Source organism: Sphingobacterium sp. Lzh-3 (genome assembly GCF_046764375.1).
Lineage (GTDB): Bacteria > Bacteroidota > Bacteroidia > Sphingobacteriales > Sphingobacteriaceae > Sphingobacterium.
The window spans coordinates 4,913,219-4,937,856 of record NZ_CP177226.1; the positions used below are offsets into that span (position 1 = coordinate 4,913,219).

The window sequence follows — 24,638 nt, forward strand, 5'->3', positions numbered from 1 at the left end:
TAGCAATTACAACATAAGAGATTAAAAACAGTCATTATGGGCTATGATATTAGTTACCACCCCATCTCAGAACAGCAGATAGAAACTTGGTATTTTGACTTACTCAAAAATCCCGAAAAGATTGAGGAAGTTTCTGCAGTTCACCAATTGGAAGATTTCTATAAAACCAAGTACCAAGACACCTTAAATGCGGGCCGGGAAACCGACAAAAATGATTATTTTGACAAAACCCACGGTTTTTTCATTGCTGTTGTCCAAGGTTTTTTCGAAAAATACTTCTATGTTCGAGGTGGAGCCCTGTCCTTCTCCAAAAATGACCATTTATCCAGCTATTACAAACAGTGGGAACAATTTGTTCAACAAGAATTTCTAACCAATAATATCGAAAATAGGCTTGTAGAAAATTATTGTTCGGGTGTGTTTATCCCAGCAGAAAAAGTCGCGCAATTGTTGATAGATTACCAAAGTGACCCGACGATCAAGGCTGAATTAGATACGCTATTTTCTGATAACCGTATTTCTATTTTCCTCAATGCACTGCAATATGCCAAAGATCGAAACCTTGGTCTCTTGGAAGCAACAGAAGTTGTAGAACCACAACCTTTTGATCTGAATGAATCAAAAAGTTACTCCAACCTCTTTAACTGCGACAAAGACGGACCGCTTTTATATCAGACAACAGCATTAAAACAGATCCAGGAAATAGAACAACGCAATGGACTTCCAGAAAATGAGATTTTGCCAAATGTCAAAACAGAGACGATCCATGCAGACCCTAAACATTTTGAAACCACAGACAGCTCTCAAAGCAGCAAAAAAAAGAATTTTTGGAGCAGATTATTCGGTAAAAATTAGACACTGGTCTTTGCTGGACATGGGCACTATAGATACCTTAATAGCTTCTACACTGTTGAGAAAATTTTGAATTCCGACCCATTAAACACTTCAATAATTTTGGATTCAATCCGTTATACGGATATATTCCAAAATTATTGATTGCCTTGTAACTGAATTAAACAAATGATTTGACGATATTCGTCTTAGAATTATAACTGTTCACCCCATTATGATCTTCATTTTTCTCCTTATTCTTCTTACGCTGTTCGGGATTTTATATCTACTTCGTTCGGCTGTCAAAAAACAACAGCGGAAAATAACAATTGTTGAGTATGCCATTATCATCGGCTACCTGATTTCATTAATGATAAGCGGGGTAGGGCTATTATTCCACTCGATTCAATATAATCAAGCCGTAGATCCCGTAGATGGTGATTGTTATATTCCCTTCGGCGGAAAACACCTTGTATCGCTATCATTTTATTTCATTGCATTCAATATTTCAGCAATAGCGATTTGGCTCAAGGGACGAAAAATCCCCCCTATTCCTCTTGTCCTGATGCTAATTATGTTAATGATAGGTAGTATTATCAGTCTGTTTGTGCTCGTTCAGGTCAGCCACCACGATACGTCCACATTGGATATGTATGTTGGCAACGAAGGAACTTTATTCTTTATTTTCACGCCAATATGCTGCTTGATTATGGGCATTGGGCTAATCCGTAAAATCATCGTTGAAGAACGGGGTTACGCTATGAGCAGAAGCTATGCCAACAGCACGCTCAATAAAATCAATAACCTGCTTTCCTCAAAGCTGAATTATCCGGCATGGGCTCTTATTTTACTTGTTCCGGTCTTTCTCCTACTAACGATCATCCTCATCCTATTGGGGCAGGATCGGGACTCCATGGTGAAAGTTTTTACAGAAACAACTACTTGGGCATTTTCACAAAAAATGCACCCTCCTATCCTCGATCATCAGGGCCATTACCTCTGTACAGTTGCGGCAAAAGGAGATCCTGCCCTTGTTAAACCCCTACGGCTAGGCACAAGACATGGCAACACGATCATTGTCAATAGACAGCTTCAGGTGGCCAACGCATTCGAAGAAATATTAAGCGATTTATCGCCAGCACTACATCGCTATGTCAGATATTGCTACGATAAATATGGTTTTAATATCTCCGTCAAAATTAATTCAAGCAGCGCATCAAATTTGACTTATATTTTGATGAAGCCACTAGAATATATATTTTTATTTTTCTTATATACATTCTACGTCGAACCCGAAAAGAAAATTGCAAAACAATACAGCTAATTTTTTTAAATTGTAGCGAGCAATCATTCTTTACATCCAATTTTTTCCATCTCGGAAATCACTTCATTTTAATCATTATGGATCAAACAAACTATTTTGTCGTTCTTACAGGAGGACCTGGAGTCGGTAAAACAACCTTATTAAAAGAATTACATAAGCGGGGATTTAGCATGGTGGAAGAGGATGCGCGTCGCATCATCAGAGAACAATTGGAAGCCGATACAGATGGACTGCCCTGGAAAAATAAACTTCACTATAGCAGGCTCATGTTAGCTGCTTCATCAGTCAGCTATTTGACGCAGCGAAAGAAAAACACAAAAGACTACGTGTTTTTTGATCGTGGAATCCCCGATACACTGGCTTATATCGCGATGGAAAATCTCGCCTTCGAAGAAGAGATATTACAAGAGGCAAAAAAACTACGGTATCACAACAAAGTTTTTATCCTCCCCCCCTGGAAGGCTATTTACGAAAATGACAATGAGCGGAAACAAACTTGGGCAGAAGCTAAATATACCTTTAAAGTGATGCGGGATACCTACCAGAAACTAGGCTATGAAACCATCGTTGTTCCGCAGACAACTGTCAGGGAACGTGCAACGTTTATCCTTCAAACATTGGATCAGCAAAGCTATTGATCCTGCAATTCTTTTTCAATACGGCGATCAGGTATAAGCCACATCACAGCGACTGTTCCATACATGAGCAAACTGACATAGGGGTTAATAAACGATAGCCCTATCCCCAAAAAGTAAAGAGTCGTAGAAATATTCTCCTTAACCTTCGATTTGACAGCTCTTTTCAATGCAGATTCTTCCCCTTCGATTTGAATCACAAAATATTCAACAATATGATATGCGATGGAACACATGATCAGAACAAAGCCATAGGCAATAATTGGGTCTCTTTCAAAATGTGACTCGCCAATCCAATTCGTTGTCACTGGCATTAATGACAACCAAAATAATAAATGTAAATTACTCCAAAGAACCTTCCCGTTCACTTTACGAACAATTTGGAACAGATGATGATGGTTATTCCAATAGATTCCCACATACATAAAACTTACGATATAAGAAATAATTTTGGGAAATATAGGTTTGAGGCTCGCAAAAGTAAATCCTTCAGGTACTTTTAATTCAAGTACCATAATCGTTATAATGATGGCCAAAACGCCATCACTGAATGCTTCTAACCTGCCTTTAGTCATTTTTGAAGATCGGAGTTAATAGCTGATACTGCAGGCCTAAGCGGAATACATTTAATCGTGCCACACCGGGATCAGCACCAAGCATCCCGTTGTTATAATCCTTCAATCCCCATGAATAACCGGCAAACACAGTATAACGGTCATAATTTACATTAAACTGTAAACGAGGGCGTAGATCCAAATCGATAACCTTGCCTCTGTCACGATCAAAACTTGTTTTATTTCCCTGTTTATCTTCAATGCTACCATTTTCTTTGATACTCAGCGTTTTCGCAATATCCATACCCAACTGAATATCCATTGTCATCGGCTCAAAAAAGACACGATAGCCAACAAAAGGATTAAAATTGATAAATTGTTGATTGAGACGGGTTTGGCCTCGACTTCCATTCATAAATTCATTGCCCTCCAAATCAATCTTTGTCTGCAATCGTTCATAGGCACCCTCTAAACCTAATATTAGGTTGTTGGCAAAAACGTAACGGTAGTTTAAAGCGCCACCAATATTGATTCCATATTTTTTTCCATAAGGATTATTGGTATAATAGTCCTGCTGCGTAGATCCATTCAACGTGCTCTTTGCTTCGGTTCCGGATCCCGTAAAGTTGGACACACCAGAGGTAACTCCCACACGAAGCTCATGTGATTGTGAGAAAGCCATAAAATGGGTTACACCAGCAAAAAGTCCGACAAGTAAAAATCTCTTCATCATAACCGAAATATTAAATTAAAATCCCTTAAAAAAATTGCATGTATTCGACTGTTAAAAGTAAGAAAATTTCTGCGATTGAACTTATTTCCGTCTTTTATTTTTCTTTGAAAATAACGATCGTCTATCCGAGAAAAATAAAGCTGTATTGTCCCCATCTTTTGGTCATAGGATTGCACAATAAGTCAATATTTATTGAACTACATCAATGGAAATGAATCAATTCCCACTTAATTTTGTAGTATCACAAATAAAAAGACTAGTTCGTATGAAGTACATTTTAGACAAACCGGTGTCTGGCCATATCACGGAACAGAAATATAAGACCACCATCCAATGGAGAAACGGAGAATTTATCACAGACGAACCTGAAAAACTCGGCGGTAGAGATCTTGGCCCCGATCCATATACACTACTAGTTTCTTCCTTGGTGTCCTGTACTTTAGCGACGCTAAGAATGTATATTGATAAAAAAGGTCTTGCTATCCAAGATATTTCCGTGAGTTCAAATATGTATCTTCGAATAGAAAAAGAACAGGTGGTCACCTATTTCGAACGTGAAATCTCATTTGATCAAACCTTGGCGACAGAAATTGCGGAACGTCTCAAGCAGATAGCAGAAGAATGCCCAGTTTCCAAAATCTTAAAAAACACGGCTGTTGTCCAAACCACGATCCATACAAACATGCAGTCTTAAAAATTTAGCGCTATGAGAACTTTAAGCTTTGTTGTATTTGGAAAAAATACAGACATCCTTCTAACGCTGAAGCGAATTATCGAGAGCAATACGAGCTGGCATGCCATTGTTCAAGAGGAGCTGGGTGCCTGTAAAAGTTACCTTAGGGATAATCCCGTAGACGTCATTTTATTGAGCTCAGGTCTTTCCCAGCAAGAAGAAAAGGAAATCACCGATCATCTTTCTCTTTTAAATTATCCGATCGGCTTAATACAACACTACGGTGGAGGAAGCGGCCTTCTAAAAAATGAAGTGTACAGCCTTTTTCCTGATTTAGTAACTGAGTAATTAGCGATTACAATTAATTAAATGCCCTGCATCTAATTAAATAAATAAATTAATGAAATCATGAACACACAAAACTTTATAAAAAAAGGACTTTTAGGTTCCGGCATATTCACAAAAAACTCTTCCGCTGGAGATGTCTTACAAAATGATATCGATGAAATAGAACCATTGGAAGCTTTGGAATCAAACGCTATTGAAAACAAAATATCCAAATTGGAAGATCACAGTGTACTACATAAAGCGTCCAGCCGAGGGTACGCCAATCATGGATGGCTCAAGAGCCATCATACTTTCAGCTTCGCCAATTATCACAACCCCGAGCGTATGCACTTCGGTGTATTACGGGTACTAAATGATGATATGGTGGCTGAAGGAAGAGGTTTTGGCAAACATCCACACGATAATATGGAAATCATCAGTATTCCATTGGAGGGTGATTTAGAACACGAGGATAGCATGGGTAATAAAACGATCATCAAAAAAGGAGATATTCAGATCATGAGTGCCGGAACGGGTATTATGCATAGTGAATACAATAAAAATGATGATCAAATTGTAAAATTCCTACAAATATGGGTATATCCAAATAAACGAAATGTAACACCACGATACGATCAAATCACGCTAGATGTCAGTCAGCGACACAACAGGTTTCAACAGATACTTTCGCCAGATCCAACGGATGAAGGGGTCTGGATCCATCAAGATGCCTGGTTTCATCTAGGTCATTTTGAAAAAGATATCGAAACGAACTATCAGATTAAACAAGCAGGCAACGGTGTTTACATCTTTGTACTTAAAGGAAGTGTTACAGTAGAAGGACAAGCATTAGAGACCCGAGATGGCTTCGGTATTTGGGATGTCTCAGAAATCAGTTTAAAATCTACTTCGGCTGATACTGAAATTTTACTGATGGATCTTAGCATGGCGCTAAATTAATCACACCAATCAGTTACGATAAAAAGAAGGGGGATCTATAAAGATCCCCCTTCTTTTTATCGTAACTGATTTAGAAAGAAACAGAATTTAGCTTCTTGTCTACTAAAATACCATCTATCGCTTTGAGATTGAAGTTGACATTACGTTTCGCTTTTAATTTAATCTTAAATAAAACTTCAGATCCATTCAAGGTCTCCTTGTTACCTAGATTAACAAAAGTAGCATACAGAGCCTTACTTCCATTGGTGTGAAGACGATCGTTGCTATAATTGTTCATCTCTTTTAAATGCAAGGACTCAATACCGACATACTCAAAATCACCCTGATTGTAAGGAAGGGCAAAACTAAGTGCATTGACAGCTTTAAGATTCTCTCCACTAACACTAATCTCCACAATATCACCTGACTTTAAGGTCGTTTTTGAGGGAACCAATTTTAATTTACCACTGACCTTTTCTTCTTTATTTGGTTTTGCACCACCTTCTATGACAACAGCAACATTGGAAATATCATAAGCGTCAATCAGATTATTTTTATTGACATCGCCATTGCTGACATAACCTTCGAAATCTCCATCTCCCAGTCGCAATCCCGTATAGTTAATGTAGGAAGTCAAGTCATTATGATCGATCAATCGGTCATTATTAATATCGCCCGGTAAGTAGCTTGACGATCCTGGTACTTTAAACACATATAATTCTCTTCCTGAACCAAAACCTCCCACAGCTTCAGAAACTGAAATTTTAATAAATCGGGCCACCGGATGGGTTCCAAAATCAAAACGTTTCATTTCGTCATCACGTTTCCAATCAAAACTACCAGCTTCCGTCCAGGTGTCCTTATCGTTGCTATAGAATACTTTTCCTTTTAAAATGATGCCATTTCCGCCATCGGTTCTTGGAAGATACTCAAACTTATCCAATTGATTAACGGATTTTAGATCTAAGGTCATATCAAATGGAACCGCTGTCTGTCCCCATTTTGTATGCCACATATCCCCCTCGTCATAATTGAACAATTTATTGATACCATTTCCACCTTGGTTATCCACAGAAGTCTCTGCTTTGATTCCTTCGATGGCAAATTCCAACGGGTTTGCTTTTGTTCTTGCGGCAAATGTACTCCAATCTGAAACACCAGATTTATTGACAGCTCTAATTTTAAACTGGTAATCCGTTTCCGCGGCCAATCCTTCGAATAGCAATTGACTGTCTTTGATGGTCGAATAGATCAGATTATTGAATTCAATTTCATAATAATCAGCATTTGCAACCTTTTCCCAGGTTGGCGTTAAGGTATATGCCTGTGTATGTTGATCTGTGATAACAGCTTTGGGCGAGGTCAAAGCACCAGTCTGAGCCAGATAGTTGTCTGCAGGAGCATATTCGAAACTCTCCAATTGTACTTCTATTGCGGTCGATGAGACATCCTGTTTGGCTAGTCGTACCAGCAACATCGGATTTTTCACCAAAGGTACTTTTTCAAATTCAGATCCCTTGGTTGCAAACTGATTCAGGTTTGGTTGTGCGTCATAGAAATATACGTTTTCAGAAGTATTAAACGCATCTATGCTATTCACTTCTTTAAGTTTGCTATTTTTCCCATTGACCTTTACTGTCAATTTCTTCGGTGCTTTGCTAACGTTGAAACGAATTTCCGTAGACTTCATTTTCTCAAAACCGTCAAATTCGCCTTGCGTTGGAGCAATCGCAAAAACAACTTTATTGTTGTTTAACTGCGAAGTTATGGATGTACTTGCCCCCTTACCATAACGGTAGGCCTCTGTCTTTCCATCATCATCATATTCCAGGAAACTAGAGCTTCCATAAGGATATACTTCATAAATACGTTGATCTTTTTTGATTTCCAGCACATTATTATTTGGGTTGGTGACCGGAATAATGGCTCCATTTTTCACGAAAACAGGCAGCTTCCAAATAGGCACATTAAAGTTATTGATAATACGCCCTCCCTGGTATTTTTCACCCGTAAAATAATCAATCCATTCACCATCCGGCAGGTAGATACCATTGCGCATATCATTTCCTTTCTCATCCACACGTGTTTCCTGGTAAATCGGTGCTACAAGGAAATTTGGACCATAGAGGTACTGGTATTGCGTTGCCTTTCCAAGCGTATAACTATTTGCTTGCTCTAAAAACATAGCACGAATGATAGGTAGTCCATCTACTGCTTGTTTCGCAACACTATAGCTATAGGGAACCAATTGAGATTTCAATTTCAAATACAGACGATTGATAGAAGTAGCCGGCTCACCCAAAGCATGCGGGTATTTCTCGTTCGATCCCCAGCCATCCATATTGAGTTCCATTGGTGTCCAGGTCTTCCATTGGAAATCACGAATATTCACCTTAAAGTTTTTACCACCAAAGATCCCGTCCATATCGGAGGTAATATTGGGCTGACCTGAAAGTCCCGAGCCGATATACGTTGGTATATGGAATCGAATATACTCCCATACGCCTCCAGTCTGGTCGCCCGACCAGATACCGGCATAGCGCTGTGTGCCTGCCCAACCATCCAATGAAATAATAAATGGACGAGCGTTGTTACCATAGTAAGGCATGGTATGTCCCACATCAGCGACCCCATTGAGACCAAAAGAGTATCCAGGACCAACCCAGGCCACATCCGTTTTTAGGACTCTCACCCCCGCATCCCGAACCTCTTTTACGATATCACGTTGTAGTAATGCACTTATACTATCTTTGGGATGAAGATCAGACTGCGTCCATAAACCGATTTCTACACCATTCTTACGTGCATAATCGCCAAACTCTTTCAAATTTTGGATATTTCCATCTAAAGATTCCGTTTGGCCATAGCCAGCACCATAGCCATCATTTGGAAGAATCCATCCCAAAGGCATATCATGAGCCTTATAACGATCTATTACAGCGCGAGCCGAAAATTGATAATTGTTTTTCTCACCGTTCAGCGATTCTTTGATTCCGCCATTGTCCTTTTGACTTTCTTTATAGCGTTTGCCGTCTTCAAATAGAATTCCCTTTTCATCTTCTTTCCAAAAATCGCGGTTATAGGCATTAAGATGCCCCTCATACAAACCAAATTTCGGTAGAAGAATTGGGTTGCCCGTCAATTGATAGAAATCGTTGAGCAAGGGTACTATCCCGTCATTAATCATAAAAAAGACATCCAGATAATCTGTGTCATGCGCCAATTTTACTGTCCCAGGGGTTTTGGCTCCAAAGGCATAACTTCCCTTCTTAAAGGTATGCCACATAAAACCATACCCTTTGGTTGACCAATAATAAGGGGTTGGAGAGGCAACACCACCATCGGTCCAGCTGTTCTGATTTTCGATTGCAATCACTTTTCCCTTATGTGAAAAACGCCCATTTTGAACGCCACCACCAAAAAAGTATTCATCCGCATTTTCCTTCAATTCAACGCTTACTTGTTTCTCTTCGAAAACAATTGGCTTTAAGCTTTCAACGACAATTTTATTGCTTTTCCGACTGAGGATACTAAACTGAGAAGTCTGTTTATCCATTGAAAAAAGAATATCATTCGTGGCGATGCTGACCTTATTACCTTCATCCTTTACCTCAAGCCCAGTGACTGTTTTCCGAGGTTGCTCTACCAATATTTTTGCTTCGGGTTTTGCTTCGGGATCACGGATAATACCGCCATGAACATCCTGGAACATCCTAAAAATATGATTACCGTAGAAATCTAAAGTAAGACGTTGACCATTATCGTATACAATCTCGACTGTTGTCGGATTAATTTTCTGAATCGTGATAATACGGTTTCCTTGATCGCGACCTATTGTATTATAATAATTGATCGTACTTACTTTAGCGTCAACTCGAGAGGGTTGAAAAATAAAAGGAGAAGCCAATCCCATCAGTAAACTGATTTGTGCTTTTGTGCTCCAAAAAGATATCTTCATGCGTATGATTTATAATGCATTAAATTAACATAACAATAATACAATAGTAAATCGAAGTAAAAAAGGGATTATGGAATGCAAACGATTGTCCAATAATAATGTTGCAGGATAGCGGCGGTTTCGGAACAGCTGCCGATGGACAGGGCTCACCGACGGTCCTGTGCTGCGATAAGCGATAGGCGGAGGATAGGCAGTGATGGTCAGTGGCCGAAGTGTAATGGCCATGGAAGTACTTAAACGAAAGAAGCCCTTGACTGTTTCCAGCAAGGGCTTCCGTGTAAAAAAAGGCACCGACCTACTCTCCCACCTGTTACGGCAATACCATCGGCTCTGGCGGGCTTGACTGCTCTGTTCGGAATGGGAAGAGGTAGACACCGCCGATATAGGCACCTAAAAATCTTTATTGGATGATCTATGATATTCATATCATGTTTTTCATGCCAACTGACATATGTATTGAAAGAGGTTCGTTTCCTGTATGTTTCAAAAATTAAAGAGGAAGACAACAGTGTCTGTCTGCTTGAGAAAGCTTCGGGCTATTAGTACCACTTGGCTTTGGTCTCTCAACCTTTACACCTATGGCCTATCAACGTAGTCATCTTCTACGACCCTATAAGGAAGTCTCATCTCGTGGCTAGTTTCGCACTTAGATGCTTTCAGCGCTTATCTATTCCAGACGTAGCTACCCTGCCGTACACCTGGCGGCATAACAGGTTCACCAGAGGTCTGTCCAACCCGGTCCTCTCGTACTAAGGTCAGATCCACTCAAACTTCCAACGCCCACAACAGATAGGGACCGAACTGTCTCGCGACGTTCTGAACCCAGCTCGCGTGCCACTTTAATGGGCGAACAGCCCAACCCTTGGGACCTTCTCCAGCCCCAGGATGTGACGAGCCGACATCGAGGTGCCAAACCTCCCCGTCGATATGAGCTCTTGGGGGAGATCAGCCTGTTATCCCCAGCGTACCTTTTATCCTTTGAGCGATGGCCCTTCCATACAGAACCACCGGATCACTATGTCCGTCTTTCGACCCTGTTCGACTTGTCGGTCTCACAGTCAAGCAAGCTTATGCCATTGCACTCCACGTACGGTTACCAAGCGTACTGAGCTTACCTTTGAAAGCCTCCGTTACCTTTTTGGAGGCGACCACCCCAGTCAAACTACCCACCAAACAATGTCCTCCCCATAAGGGAGTTAGAAACCGAATACAGAAAGGGCGGTATTTCAAGGTTGATTCCATGACTCCTGGCGAAGCCACTTCAACATCTCCCGCCTATCCTACACATCCTGTACCCAATCTCAATGTTAAGCTATAGTGAAGGTGCATGGGGTCTTTCCGTCCCGTTGCGGGTAATCGGCGTCTTCACCGATACCACAATTTCACCGAGCTCATGGCTGAGACAGCGCCCAGATCGTTACACCATTCGTGCAGGTCGGAACTTACCCGACAAGGAATTTCGCTACCTTAGGACCGTTATAGTTACGGCCGCCGTTTACTGGGGCTTCGATTCAATGCTTCTCTTGCGATGACATCCCCTCTTAACCTTCCAGCACCGGGCAGGTGTCAGGCCTTATACTTCATCTTGCGATTTTGCAAAGCCATATGTTTTTGTTAAACAGTCGCCTGGGCCTTTTCACTGCGGCTGCTCTTACGAGACAGCGCCCCTTCTCCCGAAGTTACAGGGCCATTTTGCCGAGTTCCTTAGCCATGACTCACTCGAGCACCTTAGGATTCTCTCCTCGACCACCTGTGTCGGTTTGCGGTACGGGTCTTCATAACCTGAAGCTTAGCGGGTTTTCTTGGAAGTCTGTTTACCTGCTCTATCAGCGCCACCGGAGCTTTGCTGTACTATTGGGGTTCAGCAGGGTCGGCGGATTTGCCTACCGTCCCTATACCTACGCCTTTCAACGAACTATTCCGTCAGTTCGCGGCAGTGTCACTACTCCGTCACCACATCGCAGTTATGAAGAGTACTGGAATATTAACCAGTTGTCCATCGGCTTGCCCCCTTCGGGTGCGCCTTAGGTCCCGACTGACCCTGATCCGATTAACGTTGATCAGGAAACCTTGGTCTTTCGGTGGGCGGGTTTCTCACCCGCCTTATCGTTACTTATGCCTACATTTGCTTTTCCATAACCTCCACAGTTCATTGCCAAACTGCTTCTCCGGCGATGGAATGCTCCCCTACCAGATGTACATCTTTCAGTACAAATCCATAGCTTCGGTACCGTTCTTGATGCCCGTTTATTATCCACGCCCGGCCGCTCGACTAGTGAGCTGTTACGCACTCTTTAAATGAATGGCTGCTTCCAAGCCAACATCCTAGCTGTCTGGGCAACCGGACCTCGTTAGTTCAACTTAGAACGAATTTGGGGACCTTAGCTGATGGTCTGGGTTCTTTCCCTCTCGGCCTTGGACCTTAGCACCCAAAGCCTCACTGCCGGCTATATTTGATAGCATTCGGAGTTCGTCTGGATTTGGTAGGATTTGACTCCCCCGCACCCAATCGGTAGCTCTACCTCTATCAAACTCTACGCCGACGCTGTTCCTAAAAACATTTCGGGGAGTACGAGCTATTTCCCAGTTTGATTGGCCTTTCACCCCTACCCTCAGGTCATCCGGAAACTTTTCAACGTTTATCGGTTCGGTCCTCCATTACATGTTACTGCAACTTCAACCTGCCCAAGGGTAGATCACAAGGTTTCGCGTCTACCTCATCTGACTATGCGCCCTATTAAGACTCGCTTTCGCTTCGGCTGCGTCCCTGAAGGACTTAACCTTGCCAGACAAGAGTAACTCGTAGGCTCATTATGCAAAAGGCACGCTGTCACAGGACCTGCCTGCTCCAACCGCTTGTAAGCACACGGTTTCAGGTTCTTTTCACTCCCCTGTTCGGGGTTCTTTTCACCTTTCCCTCACGGTACTGGTTCACTATCGGTCTCTCAGGAGTATTTAGCCTTACCAGATGGTGCTGGTGGATTCCCACAGGATTTCTCCGGTCCCGCGGTACTCAGGATACCACTATGTCAACATTCTTTACCTGTACGGGGCTCTCACCCTTGTCGCGCAGTTTCCCACCTGCTTCCAGTTCATAGCGCTGTACAATGTCGTGGTCCTACAACCCCGACCATGCCGTAACATGATCGGTTTGGGCTCTTTCCCGTTCGCTCGCCACTACTTGGGAAATCATTGTTATTTTCTTCTCCTACGCCTACTTAGATGTTTCAGTTCAGCGCGTTCGCGTTTTATACGACTATTCTTCAAATAGTCAGGTTGCCCCATTCGGAAATCTCTGGATCAAGTCGCATTTGCCAATCCCCAAAGCTTATCGCAGCTTATCACGTCCTTCTTCGCCTCTGAGAGCCTAGGCATCCCCCGTGTGCCCTTATTTACTTTCTTCACCGGCATAGCCTTTTGCTACTATGCGGCTGCTTTTGATATATATACACCTATGCTACGTAAAGATTCGTCCGGCCTTGACCGAGGGTCTCCTCTTTACATCAGACACATACACGTATTGTCTCTATACTGTTGTCTTCTCTTGTAATTTTTTTTCTCTTTCAATATGTCAAAGAACTCTTTTTCCGCTATATATGAAGTATATCGCTATACACTTCCCCGGAGATGTGGAGAATAACGGATTCGAACCGTTGACCCCCTGCGTGCAAGGCAGGTGCTCTAGCCAGCTGAGCTAATTCCCCAAACGTTTTCGTAGTCCCGAGCAGATTTGAACTGCTGACCCCTACATTATCAGTGTAGTGCTCTAACCAACTGAGCTACGGGACTAGCTTATCTTGTTCATCTCTTTCTCTCGGTCCTGCTCCCTTAGGGGCGGGCACTTTCTTCTGATGTTTTTTCTTCTGCAATCATATGTAACGTGACGAGCACCGATCTTCGATACTCTAGAAAGGAGGTATTCCAGCCGCACCTTCCGGTACGGCTACCTTGTTACGACTTAGCCCCAATTATCGGTTTTACCCTAACACGCTCCTTGCGGTAACATGCTTTAGGTACCCCCAACTTTCATGGCTTGACGGGCGGTGTGTACAAGGCCCGGGAACGTATTCACCGCGTCATTGCTGATACGCGATTACTAGCGAATCCAACTTCATGGGGTCGAGTTGCAGACCCCAATCCGAACTGTGAATGGCTTTTAGAGATTAGCATCATATTGCTATGTAGCTGCCCGCTGTACCATCCATTGTAGCACGTGTGTAGCCCCGGACGTAAGGGCCATGATGACTTGACGTCGTCCCCACCTTCCTCTCTGTTTGCACAGGCAGTCTGTTTAGAGTCCCCACCACTACATGCTGGCAACTAAACATAGGGGTTGCGCTCGTTGCGGGACTTAACCCAACACCTCACGGCACGAGCTGACGACAGCCATGCAGCACCTAGTTTCGTGTCCCGAAGGACGAGTGCGTCTCTGCACTCTTCACTAACTTTCAAGCCCGGGTAAGGTTCCTCGCGTATCATCGAATTAAACCACATGCTCCTCCGCTTGTGCGGGCCCCCGTCAATTCCTTTGAGTTTCACCCTTGCGGGCGTACTCCCCAGGTGGATAACTTAACGCTTTCGCTTGGACGCTGGCTGTCTATCGCCAACATCGAGTTATCATCGTTTAGGGCGTGGACTACCAGGGTATCTAATCCTGTTCGATCCCCACGCTTTCGTGCATCAGCGTCAATACCAGCTTAGTGAGCTGCCTTCGCAATCGGAGTTCTAAGACATATCTATGCATTTCACCGCTACTTGTCTTATTCCGCCCACTTCAAATGGATTCAAGCCCATCAGTATCAAAGGCACTGCGATGGTTGAGCCACCGTATTTCACCCCTGACTTAATAGGCCGCCTACGCACCCTTTAAACCCAATAAATCCGGATAACGCTCGGATCCTCCGTATTACCGCGGCTGCTGGCACGGAGTTAGCCGATCCTTATTCTTCCAGTACATTCAGCTAGATACACGTATCTAGGTTTATTCCTGGACAAAAGCAGTTTACAACCCATAGGGCAGTCATCCTGCACGCGGCATGGCTGGTTCAGGCTTCCGCCCATTGACCAATATTCCTTACTGCTGCCTCCCGTAGGAGTCTGGTCCGTGTCTCAGTACCAGTGTGGGGGATTCTCCTCTCAGAGCCCCTAGACATCGTCGCCTTGGTAAGCCGTTACCCTACCAACTAGCTAATGTCACGCGAGCCCATCTCTATCCTATAAATATTTAATCAACTGAACATGCGAACTGTTGATGTTATGCGGTGTTAATCTCTCTTTCGAGAGGCTATCCCCCTGATAGAGGTAGGTTGCTCACGCGTTACGCACCCGTGCGCCACTCTCACCATCTTCGAGCAAGCTCTCCGATGGATCCCGTCCGACTTGCATGTATTAGGCCTGCCGCTAGCGTTCATCCTGAGCCAGGATCAAACTCTCCATTGTAAAATGAAGTTTTTGATTCCAACTATTTATAATAATCAGAATTCTTTTTTTTATATCTCTGATCTTGGATCGAATTGAACGAATTACTTGAATTTGTTCATGACTTTCGTTTGTCTACTCGTCACGCTTACATGATTGTGTTTTCTTAAAGAACTTTTGTCGCTTCAACTTCCGTATCCGCTTTATTCCGATGGGCATTGCGCCACTCTTTATCGTTTTGTTTTTCCCTTCGTTTCCGTTGGGACTGCAAAGGTAGAAATCTTTTCCGAACTTCCAAAAACTTTTTTAAGTTTTTTTTCTTTTCCCTTTTTTCGATTTCCGCGTTTAAAATAAACTGAACGGGATTTTTGATCCTGCCAGACTTCTCTTAAACCCTTCTTTTTTCATGGCTTCCCTTTTCGGGGTAACCGTCCCTCCCTTGCGGAGTGGTGCAAAGATAGGGAGTTTAGGAACAAACTTCCAAGCCTTTTGTTCTTATTTATTTCATTTTTCCCTTAACTGCCTGTAACGGTGCGAGATTCTTTTTGTAAAACAGGTGATCGGAAGGCTGGGAAGGCTGATCCGGCCGCCAGATTGGACCTTCGGAGAACCCCAGGTCATCCTATAGCGTATGGAGGCAGGCTTCGCTCTGGATCCATTATCCTTTTCGTTCAATTTTTGTTAATAATTAGCAGGGGTATTACAGGGGGATAACAGGGGGTTAACAGGGGGTTAGCAGGGGTACAACCCCTATTAACCCCCTGTTAAAACGGTGCTATACTGCTGTTAATTACAAATCAGGATACAATTTGAGCCTAAGCGGGGTAACAACAGGCCCCCCTTTTGTCAAAACTGCCGCTGAAACAAGCAAAATATCAATATGAAAAGCCAAATGGTCTTTGACAAACAAAATGTAAATGAAACCGTATATTCGTAAATAGCAAATTAAAATCTTCCTTATTTTGAACGGACTTTTCAAAATTTACAAAGTTGACGCCAACGAGGCACTGCGCATACAACAATCCAAAAACGAAATACATCAACATGATTTCGAGGAATTGATTATTGGTGTGGCAGGAAAACTCGAACATTTTATCGATTTCAAAACAAAAACCTACACCGCTCCATTTATAAGTTTTGTCACTCAGGGCAAAACCCACCGCGTCAAACCTCTTTTGCATAATAATAACATTGAATTTTGGGTCATTCGATTTAAAAGTGAATTTATCCCCGAAACGACTTTTCAGCTCTACGCCCACTTTCATGAAAATGCGACATTGACCTTCGCCAGTCCCAACTGCTTTGGAAGATTGATCGTCTTGTGTGAGCTAATGCAACAGGAATGCTTACAAAATAGCGTAGACTATGCGGTTATCAAGCAGCTATTGAGCACCATCTTTACCATGATTGAATCTGAACGGAAAAGGCAATTTCCAGACAGCCAACAGCAATTGAAAAATCAGAGTACAACGTTCACAAGCTTTCTCTCTATACTGGAAGAGAACTACCGCCGTCCCGAAGGCGTTAATTTTTACGCGGAGAAGCTTTTTATGTCGACACGAAACCTAAATTTAATTTGTCAGAGCATATTACAACAAAGCGTTTCTGAGATTATCGAAACACGGAAACTTATTGAGGCAAAAAACCTCTTGTTGACAACGACTAAAACGATCTCGGAAATTGGTTTTGAACTCGGCTACCAAGATAAAGCCTACTTTACCAATGTCTTCAAAAAGAAAGCAGGCATGACGCCTTCGGAATTTAGAAATGAAATCCAAAAACTTATTTCCGAATAGCGTACAACAGATTTCCGAATAGTACAACAGATTGACAGGATAATGATACCGCCTAGCTAAGCCCATCCCCTACCTTTGTAATAAAAATTGACGCAGCCACATCATATCAAATGCGTAGAAAGGATTTTATTAAAATTATGGCAACATTACCATTAGCTGGAGTAGCTCATAAAGCAAACTCTTTATATAAATTTTCCGAGGAACTGGAGGCAACGGACAAATTTCCGGTCTTATTTTTAGGACATGGAAGTCCCATGAACGCCATAGAGGACAACGAATTTGTCCGGGGATTCAAAAAAATTGGCCAAACTTTCGAAAAACCGAAGGCGATTCTTGTTGTCTCGGCACACTGGGAAACACGTGGAACATTTGTCACAGCGATGGAGCATCCCGCCACAATTCATGACTTTGGCGGCTTTCCTCAGGCATTATTTGATGTCCAATACCCAGCTCCAGGCAGCCCGGCGCTCGCTTTAGAAACACAGCGTATTGTCAGCAAAACAGAGGTTCATCTCGACGACAAATGGGGGCTGGACCATGGATCATGGTCTGTCGTCAAACATCTATACCCTGATGCAGACGTTCCTATTATTCAAATGAGCATCGATTACACACAGCCTGCAGGATACCATTATGAGATTGCACAGCAATTAAACGCGCTAAGAAAAAAAGGTGTACTCATTATCGGTAGCGGCAATATGGTGCACAACTTACGGATGGTCGCCTGGGACAAACTCGATACGGCAGGCTATGCGTATGAATGGGCTACTATAGCCAATGAAAAAATGAAGAAATTTATTCAGAACGGCAACCATCAAGCGCTCATAGATTTCAGAAAACAGGGCAAAGAGTTCGACTTGGCAATTCCAACGCCTGAACATTACCTCCCTTTAATCTATACCTTGGGTTTACAGGAGAAAAATGATGAGTTGTTTCTCTTCAACGACAATTCAGTGGCTGGATCGCTGACCATGACTTCTTTGAAAATCGGTTAAGCCTCCAGCATACCTATCAGGAATATCCAACAATACCAGCCCATTCCATTAACCGAGAAAAAGGCCAATGGAATGGGCTTGTTGTATACAGGACTCCGCTGAGTTGGAAATAATCTCGAAATTTCCATGACAAAAAGCGTTAGGATTGCAGCGCTAGGATTGATAAATTTGTTTGGAACAAAAACAACGTACTTGAACTTAACCCATGGCAACAAAACCTGTTATTGAAATTGAATATTGTCCAAAATGCAATTGGATGCTGCGCGCCGCCTATATGGCGCAGGAGGTACTGAGTTCGTTCACGGATGAGATCCATGGAGTGATGCTGGTCCCCAGCGAAATTGCAGGCCGTTATACAGTACGGGTAGCGGATAAGGAGATATTCGATCGAAAAAGAGCCGGTCGATTCCCCGAAATAAAAGAACTCAAACAACTGATCCGTGATCTGGTCGCACCAGATAAATCCTTAGGTCATTCGGACAAATCTCCTTCATCCAACATGTAATTTAGCATAAATCGGATTTTAAAGACTTCTTCTTATTAGCAACTTTGTATAAATTAAATGAACAATCATGACTATTCAACAAGAAGTAGATTTTCAACGTATCGCCAAGGCCATACATTTCTTACAGGAAAACTTTAAGTCTCAACCTACATTGGGTCAGATCGCTTCTCATGTTTACATGAGTGAAGCTCATTTTCAACGCATGTTTACCGCATGGGCAGGTACAAGTCCCAAGAAATTCTTACAGTACGTAAGTATAAATTATGCAAAATCATTGCTCAAGGAAAATAACATTGCTGAAACAACATTCCAGCTTGGTCTTTCCAGCAGCAGTAGACTTCATGAACTATTTATCAACATTGAGGGGATGACTCCCGCTGAATATAAAAATGAAGGCTCCAATTTATTGATTTCCTACGCGTATTATCAGAGCTTATTCGGCACAATGCTAATTGCATCCACCTCAAAAGGTATTTGTCATATTGCCTACGCGGATGATAACATAACAGCTTTTGACGCTCTTCAGCAACGATTTCCGAACGCAACATACCTACAACAGGGGAACAGCATGCACGAGAATGCACTCAGCGCATTAAATCCCCAAGATAAAGATATCCGTCAGGTAAAATTACATTTAAAAGGCACTGATTTTCAATTGAAAGTCTGGGAAGCTTTATTAAAAATCCCTATGGGTAACTTAAGCACTTACGGTGCTATCGCTTCTCAAATCGGAAACCCCAAAGCTTCCCGTGCTGTCGGCACAGCTGTCGGAAGCAATCCGATAGCTTACCTTATCCCCTGTCATCGTGTTATACAAAACAGCGGTATATTTGGTGGTTACCGATGGGATCCAATGCGGAAAACAGCGATGATCGGATGGGAGACTTTACATTCGGCAATTTAGTAAATACACACAATACGATCACATGGAACTTTTCGACAATCTCTTCGATGGCAATAGAAATCTACTTCCTTACGATGGAACTGTCAATTATTATGGTAAAATACTGCCTCCACAGGAAGCAAACCACTATTTTGATAAACTCATGGACTCGATAGAATGGGTAAATGACCGTGCTATTATTTTTGGAAACGAAATCGTCACCAAACGAAAAGTGGCTTGGTATGGCGATCAGGCTTTCGAATATAGCTATTCCAACACCACTAAAAGGGCGCTTCCCTGGACAAAAGAGCTTCTTGAGCTGAAAAAGATTGCCGAAGAACAAACACAGGAGACGTATAATTCCTGCCTGTTGAATCTTTATCACAATGGCGACGAGGGAATGGCCTGGCACAGCGACGGTGAAAAAGACCTCAAAAAAAATGGAGCAATTGCTTCTTTAAGCTTTGGTGCTGAACGAAAGTTTGCCTTTAAACACAAAACGAGCAAAGAAAAAATAGACATCATCTTGGGCCATGGAAGTTTATTGGTGATGAAAGGTCTTACACAAACGTATTGGTTGCATCGGCTTCCACCGACAAAAAAAGCGTTCAGTGCACGAATTAATCTGACATTTCGAAGCATTGATCAGCTGTAGTCTTACAGGCCCAGGGTAAGGCTTACAGGAATGGACACCTAGTTGTAGGTAGACTTCACAACAACATTCAGTCATTAATCGTGTCAACCTTTTCAAACATAAAGGCTGACACGATCGATCGGGTTATTTAATCACGTCCCAGCTATTGTCCTTGGCTGTGTAATCCATAAAAATCCCTCCGTCCAAGGTAATATTTTTCACCTTTTTAGTCGAAGTCCAAGTCAGGATTACCTGTTTTTCATTGTGTTGCCAAATTGACGGAGTTTGATGTTTTGTCTCCACTGATCCATCCGTATAGGTAATCAACACATCAAACGGAATTGCAAATCCCCCAACATTAGTCATCGTAAGTGTATTTTTACCAGCAAGCTGTTTAAAACCATTCACTTTAAGGTCAATGTAATTATTGGTGAAATACCAATTTTTCCAATACCAGTTTAAATTCTGCCCAGCTCCAGCGTTGATGCTGTAAAAGAAGTCCCAAGGCGTCGGATGTTTTCCATGCCATAGCTCCATGTAATGGTGTAGTGCTTTTTTAAACAATTCATCACCCAGGTAATCCCGTAACGCAATATAAGACAATGCGGCCTTGATGTAGGCATTGTTGCCGTACCCTAAACCACTCAACTGAGAGGTCATGGTAATCAGGGGTTGGTCTTCTTCGGTAGAGGGGTCAAAGATATAGCGCTTTACACGGGCATCTTTGAAAAGTTCTTTATTTTTTTCGGCACCAATCTCCGCATTTCCAATCCAGAATTCCAATGCAGTAGCCCAGCCTTCATCCATATAACCGTATCGCGTCTCATTGATACCCATGTAAAAAGGGAAATAGGTATGTGCAATTTCATGGTCTGCTGTTTGCCGTGCATCCACGAGATTATCTGGGACACTCGAATCGTTGATCATCATCGGATATTCCATATCTGCAAAGCCCTGAACGGCTGTCATTGTTGGATATGGATAAGTGACACCGGGCCAATTTTTAGAAAACCAGTCAATGCAATATTGCTGCCAACCAATGTATTGTTCAAAATCTGGCGTTCCGGCGACATAGCTTGACTGCACACTCACGCGCTTACTTCCCAAATCTACACTCCCGCCATCCCAGATATAATTATCACTCACACTGAAACAAAAATCAGGCACATAGGTTGCTTTGAATTTCCACTTATTCCAGGCTTCTTGTGTTGTCACTTTCCCCGCTTTCATTTCGGCATCTGTCGCAATATGTATTGGCGTATCGCTGACTTTTGATTTTTCGAAACGGTCCAGAATAGGTTTCTGCAGTACCTCAGCCGCATTTGTCAATTCACCTGTCGCCCAAACAACAAAGTTCTTCGGAACGGATATCTCAAATTGATAATCGTTGAAACCATTGTAGAATTCTTGTCGGCCATTATGTTCCAGAAGATCCCAGCCATTGTAATCGTCGTATACAGACACACGCGGATAAGAGTAAGCACAATAAAAGGTGGAAGCATTCAACAGCCCTTCACGGTCGCTTTCGACAGATAACGGATATTCCCAGCTAATGTCCAATGTTGCAGTGCTTCCCGGAAGGATTTTCTGCCCAAAATCGCCTAACTTCACCGTTCCCCAGTCCTTGCTGTTTACGTCGTAAACTTGACCATTCAATTTAAACGATTTAATCTTTAGGCCCGAAGTCAGGTAGTCGTCCGAAGCGTATGCCGCACGTACCGCATTAGGTTTGTGCACATTGTTCACAAATCGGATAGCCAAGCGTTTCAATGTATCGGGACTATTGTTTGTGTACAGAATAGTCTCTGTTCCACTCACCATCTTTGTAGCCGGATCCAATTGCACCCGCACATCATACTTACCAAAATTCTGCCAATAGTTTTTCCCTGGTAGCCCCGTTTTGGTACGGGTTCCCTTTTCGATCGCTTGCTGAATATTTCTTGGGGTATACAGTTCTTGCGCATGAGCTACCCCTGTCAATAAAAGCAAAGTCAATCCATAGTTAAATATAGTGCGTCCTATCATATCCTAGTTTAAATAATCAAACTAAGATAAATTTGCTGTGATTTGCAAGTTTAATTCTCCAGCTCCGCAATAAAAATAAACTTCTTCAACACAATACCACATTTGCATTTGTTCAAAGATCAAAAAAAGACAGACTCCGAGTACTTGAGAAAACATTTTATTTTTTTTGACGTTTAGTTTTAAGATAGACCCGAATGTATGCATCAACTTTTACGTTATAACGATTTCTTCCGACAGGTTTTTTTAGGAATACTTTTAATTTCAATCCCTACGCTGCTCGCTGCTCAAACCGATGCAAACACAGACTCTCTTGCACAGTACAAACATCAGCGTGACTCGGCCATGGCCAGTCAATACGATATATCGGATTTAATCGGAAGAATAATCCATCCCAAACGAAAAAAGGAACACGCGAGTAAACGCTCTCCCATCACCTTAATGCCCAACATTGCCTACAACCCAACCATTGGTGGTCAGATCGGAATCAAGGCTGTCGCCGGGAAAGTACTGGGCGACCCCAAAACAACGACCATGTCGATCGCAGCGACAAGCGCCTCAATCACCACAAAAAACATCATGGTCTTCTATATCAGTCATAATATCTTTACCCCCAACAATAAACTAAATTTTCAGGGCGCTTTTGCACTTGTCAAAATGGTCGCTTTAGATGCGGGTTTGGGCATGACTCCCCATGGAAAATGGAACAATGCCGATGAAGAGATCCTTGCCAACCCCGACCATAAGAAATACGGAGCAAAATATAACGCGTTTACATTTAATGAAAAAGTCTATAAACGTATCGCCGACGGACTATTTGTTGGAGCCGGATTGGCGTTTGACTTACGACGAAAAATAACCAGCAGCGGCCCCAATGGCAACATTACGCCCAATACCATCTACACCGAAAAACATGGCTTCGAGCCCGACAGTTATAATTCCAATGGACTATTGCTCAATATGCAATACATGACAAGAGACAATCCCAATAGGCCTTACAAAGGAATCTATTCGGATATCGGTGTGCGGTGGAACACAACGCTGTTGGGCAGTAGCAAAAGTGCTGTACAGCTTACCACCGACTTTCGAAAATACTTTAGTCTATCTCAGTCCGACCCCGCTCATGTACTTGCCTTCTGGTATTGGGGCTCCTATAAACTTGGTGGTACACTTCCCTATTTTGATCTCCCAGGAACGGGAAGAGACGTAGCTGTCAGAAGCGGGCGCGGCTATACCATTGGTTATTTCAAAGGAATTTCTTTCGGTTATGCCGAAACAGAATACCGCTTCCCAATTTTAAAGAATCGCTTTTTGAGCGGAGCTGCTTTTTTTAACCTACAGACTGCCAGCGACGAACTGGGCACCAAACTTTTTGAAAGGTGGCAACCTGGGGGTGGCGCCGGATTACGGGTGCTCTTTAACAAAGCAACACGTACAAATCTATGTCTGGACTATGCCTTTGGAAAATATGGTTCCCGTGGTTTCTTTTTAGGCCTGAATGAAGCTTTCTAATTCCAGGTTGCGACAGCTTTGTTTGCCATAAAATAACTAAATTAGCCGATGTTGTTGCTCTTTCTATTCACAAAGAGTAACTGAATTGGCATTGACGGTATTTCATCATGAATTTAAAAACCTTTTTTCTATACATTGTATTATCATTGGCTCTTGTTTCCTGTCATCAGACAAAGACGCCAAAAACAACGAAAATTGACGTACAAAAGAAAGAACAGGTAGTCCCTCCTGCATCACCACCGCTCCCGTCGGATACTTCGAGCTACGATAACCCGCGTTTTGTAGACAGAATAAAGGAACAAGCGCAGCAGTTAATGAAAATGAACGATGCCGGCCTCTTCGATAAACTTCATCAGAAGTTAACGACAACACTAAGTGCAGACCAGAAAGATTATTTTCTTGGGCATCCTAACTTGGCTGTTTTAGCGATCGCGAAAGGGAATATCTTCGAAAATGGCCCCGGAGACTTTGGGTATACGGTATACAACAAAGGTAATCATCGCATCGAGATCACCTTGTTCGATCATAAAAACAATACATACAACACACTGTATAAAGAGTTAAAAGTTGCCAATACCCTTCAAAATCTGGATTGTTCATCCAGCTTTGGATCGCTCGATTATCTCGTTGCTTCCGAACTGATTTATCAAGAGGATTATATTCGTTTAAACAATTCAAATTACCTGATTGACGACAATTCCTTTGATGTGACTGATATTTCGACGAACAAAAACTTTGATTTGCAGCAGGGATGTCTGAACAAAAAATTCTCAAAAGAAGCTATGGCCAACAGTCTTTGCGTACCGACCAGCTCCGTATATGCAAATTTTCAATGCCTAAAATACAATAAGAAAAAGCAGATTTTTGAAATTTATTTCAGTCAGGAATTTGCAGACTAA

18 protein-coding genes, 2 tRNA genes and 3 rRNA genes are annotated in these 24,638 nt (G+C 42.5%); 13 read left to right on the forward strand and 10 right to left on the reverse strand.

Annotated elements, in window-relative coordinates; all coding sequences use genetic code 11:
- Window positions 1-36 precede the first annotated feature (36 nt).
- The 3 genes from ACLCDV_RS20685 to ACLCDV_RS20695 all read left to right on the forward strand — a co-directional run bounded on the left by ACLCDV_RS20685 (window position 37) and on the right by ACLCDV_RS20695 (window position 2,793).
- Window positions 37-855 (forward strand): hypothetical protein, encoded by an 819-nt coding sequence (locus ACLCDV_RS20685; protein WP_317664336.1) that lies wholly within the window; start codon window positions 37-39, stop codon window positions 853-855.
- A 211-nt stretch (window positions 856-1,066) separates the two neighbouring features.
- Entirely contained in the window at window positions 1,067-2,155 is a 1,089-nt protein-coding gene (locus ACLCDV_RS20690) for a DUF6688 family protein (RefSeq protein ID WP_411972140.1), read from the forward strand.
- Window positions 2,156-2,232: 77 nt separating this feature from the next.
- Window positions 2,233-2,793, forward strand: coding sequence for an AAA family ATPase (locus ACLCDV_RS20695; protein ID WP_411972141.1), 561 nt, complete (start codon window positions 2,233-2,235; stop codon window positions 2,791-2,793).
- Here ACLCDV_RS20695 and ACLCDV_RS20700 read toward each other — a convergent pair.
- Window positions 2,787-3,365: a TMEM175 family protein gene (locus ACLCDV_RS20700; protein ID WP_317664332.1), complete on the reverse strand. Its 579-nt coding sequence runs from the start codon at window positions 3,363-3,365 to the stop codon at window positions 2,787-2,789. The two genes, ACLCDV_RS20695 and ACLCDV_RS20700, sit on opposite strands and share 7 nt — an antisense overlap.
- Window positions 3,358-4,077: an outer membrane beta-barrel protein gene (locus ACLCDV_RS20705; RefSeq protein ID WP_317664331.1), complete on the reverse strand. Its 720-nt coding sequence runs from the start codon at window positions 4,075-4,077 to the stop codon at window positions 3,358-3,360. Before ACLCDV_RS20705 ends, ACLCDV_RS20700 begins: the two co-directional genes overlap by 8 nt.
- Window positions 4,078-4,342: 265 nt before the next feature.
- Here ACLCDV_RS20705 and ACLCDV_RS20710 point away from each other — a divergent pair, with 265 nt between their 5' ends.
- Genes ACLCDV_RS20710 through ACLCDV_RS20720 form a run of 3 tightly spaced genes read left to right on the forward strand, consistent with a single transcriptional unit; the run spans window position 4,343 to window position 6,037 of the window.
- Window positions 4,343-4,771, forward strand: a complete 429-nt coding sequence (locus tag ACLCDV_RS20710; RefSeq protein WP_336838498.1) for an OsmC family protein — start codon at window positions 4,343-4,345, stop codon at window positions 4,769-4,771.
- Between the two features lie 12 nt (window positions 4,772-4,783).
- Window positions 4,784-5,098 (forward strand): hypothetical protein, encoded by a 315-nt coding sequence (locus ACLCDV_RS20715; RefSeq protein WP_336838499.1) that lies wholly within the window; start codon window positions 4,784-4,786, stop codon window positions 5,096-5,098.
- Window positions 5,099-5,158: 60 nt separating this feature from the next.
- On the forward strand, window positions 5,159-6,037 hold the full coding sequence (locus ACLCDV_RS20720) for a pirin family protein (RefSeq protein ID WP_411972142.1): 879 nt from the start codon (window positions 5,159-5,161) through the stop codon (window positions 6,035-6,037).
- 70 nt (window positions 6,038-6,107) lie between these two features.
- Here the strand turns inward: ACLCDV_RS20720 and ACLCDV_RS20725 are convergent, their stop codons facing one another.
- The 7 genes from ACLCDV_RS20725 to ACLCDV_RS20755 form a co-directional block, all read right to left on the reverse strand.
- A complete protein-coding gene (locus ACLCDV_RS20725) occupies window positions 6,108-9,974 on the reverse strand; it encodes a TIM-barrel domain-containing protein (RefSeq protein ID WP_411972143.1) in 3,867 nt (1,288 codons plus the stop codon).
- Between the two features lie 24 nt (window positions 9,975-9,998).
- Window positions 9,999-10,199, reverse strand: a complete 201-nt coding sequence (locus ACLCDV_RS20730; RefSeq protein WP_411972144.1) for a hypothetical protein — start codon at window positions 10,197-10,199, stop codon at window positions 9,999-10,001.
- Window positions 10,200-10,256: 57 nt separating this feature from the next.
- Window positions 10,257-10,368: ribosomal RNA gene (gene rrf / locus ACLCDV_RS20735) — 5S ribosomal RNA — on the reverse strand.
- Between the two features lie 126 nt (window positions 10,369-10,494).
- Window positions 10,495-13,376 (reverse strand): 23S ribosomal RNA (locus ACLCDV_RS20740).
- 228 nt (window positions 13,377-13,604) lie between these two features.
- A tRNA-Ala gene (locus tag ACLCDV_RS20745) sits at window positions 13,605-13,678 on the reverse strand.
- An 11-nt stretch (window positions 13,679-13,689) separates the two neighbouring features.
- Window positions 13,690-13,763, reverse strand: a tRNA-Ile gene (locus ACLCDV_RS20750).
- 120 nt (window positions 13,764-13,883) lie between these two features.
- A 16S ribosomal RNA gene (locus tag ACLCDV_RS20755) occupies window positions 13,884-15,413 on the reverse strand.
- Together the 16S, 23S and 5S rRNA genes with 2 tRNA genes alongside form the textbook arrangement of a ribosomal RNA operon.
- A 941-nt stretch (window positions 15,414-16,354) precedes the next feature.
- Here ACLCDV_RS20755 and ACLCDV_RS20760 point away from each other — a divergent pair.
- The 5 genes from ACLCDV_RS20760 (at window position 16,355) to ACLCDV_RS20780 (ending at window position 20,226) form a co-directional block, all read left to right on the forward strand.
- The gene (locus ACLCDV_RS20760; protein WP_411972145.1) at window positions 16,355-17,188 is read left to right on the forward strand and encodes a helix-turn-helix domain-containing protein; all 834 of its coding nucleotides are present in this window, start codon (window positions 16,355-16,357) and stop codon (window positions 17,186-17,188) included.
- 137 nt (window positions 17,189-17,325) lie between these two features.
- Entirely contained in the window at window positions 17,326-18,183 is an 858-nt protein-coding gene (ygiD, locus tag ACLCDV_RS20765) for a 4,5-DOPA dioxygenase extradiol (RefSeq protein ID WP_411972146.1), read from the forward strand.
- A 205-nt stretch (window positions 18,184-18,388) separates the two neighbouring features.
- Window positions 18,389-18,688: a SelT/SelW/SelH family protein gene (locus tag ACLCDV_RS20770; protein WP_075993960.1), complete on the forward strand. Its 300-nt coding sequence runs from the start codon at window positions 18,389-18,391 to the stop codon at window positions 18,686-18,688.
- Between the two features lie 67 nt (window positions 18,689-18,755).
- Window positions 18,756-19,592, forward strand: a complete 837-nt coding sequence (locus ACLCDV_RS20775) for a methylated-DNA--[protein]-cysteine S-methyltransferase (protein WP_411972147.1) — start codon at window positions 18,756-18,758, stop codon at window positions 19,590-19,592.
- A gap of 22 nt (window positions 19,593-19,614) precedes the next feature.
- Window positions 19,615-20,226, forward strand: coding sequence for an alpha-ketoglutarate-dependent dioxygenase AlkB family protein (locus ACLCDV_RS20780; protein WP_411972148.1), 612 nt, complete (start codon window positions 19,615-19,617; stop codon window positions 20,224-20,226).
- A gap of 123 nt (window positions 20,227-20,349) precedes the next feature.
- On the opposite strand, the gene ACLCDV_RS20785 is transcribed toward ACLCDV_RS20780, so the two are convergent.
- On the reverse strand, window positions 20,350-22,230 hold the full coding sequence (locus ACLCDV_RS20785; RefSeq protein ID WP_411972149.1) for a M1 family metallopeptidase: 1,881 nt from the start codon (window positions 22,228-22,230) through the stop codon (window positions 20,350-20,352).
- Between the two features lie 198 nt (window positions 22,231-22,428).
- Here ACLCDV_RS20785 and ACLCDV_RS20790 point away from each other — a divergent pair, with 198 nt between their 5' ends.
- Together ACLCDV_RS20790 and ACLCDV_RS20795 are read left to right on the forward strand one after the other, a co-directional pair.
- Complete coding sequence (locus tag ACLCDV_RS20790) at window positions 22,429-23,739, forward strand: BamA/TamA family outer membrane protein (protein ID WP_411972150.1); 1,311 nt, start codon at window positions 22,429-22,431, stop codon at window positions 23,737-23,739.
- Between the two features lie 107 nt (window positions 23,740-23,846).
- Entirely contained in the window at window positions 23,847-24,638 is a 792-nt protein-coding gene (locus ACLCDV_RS20795; RefSeq protein WP_411972151.1) for a hypothetical protein, read from the forward strand.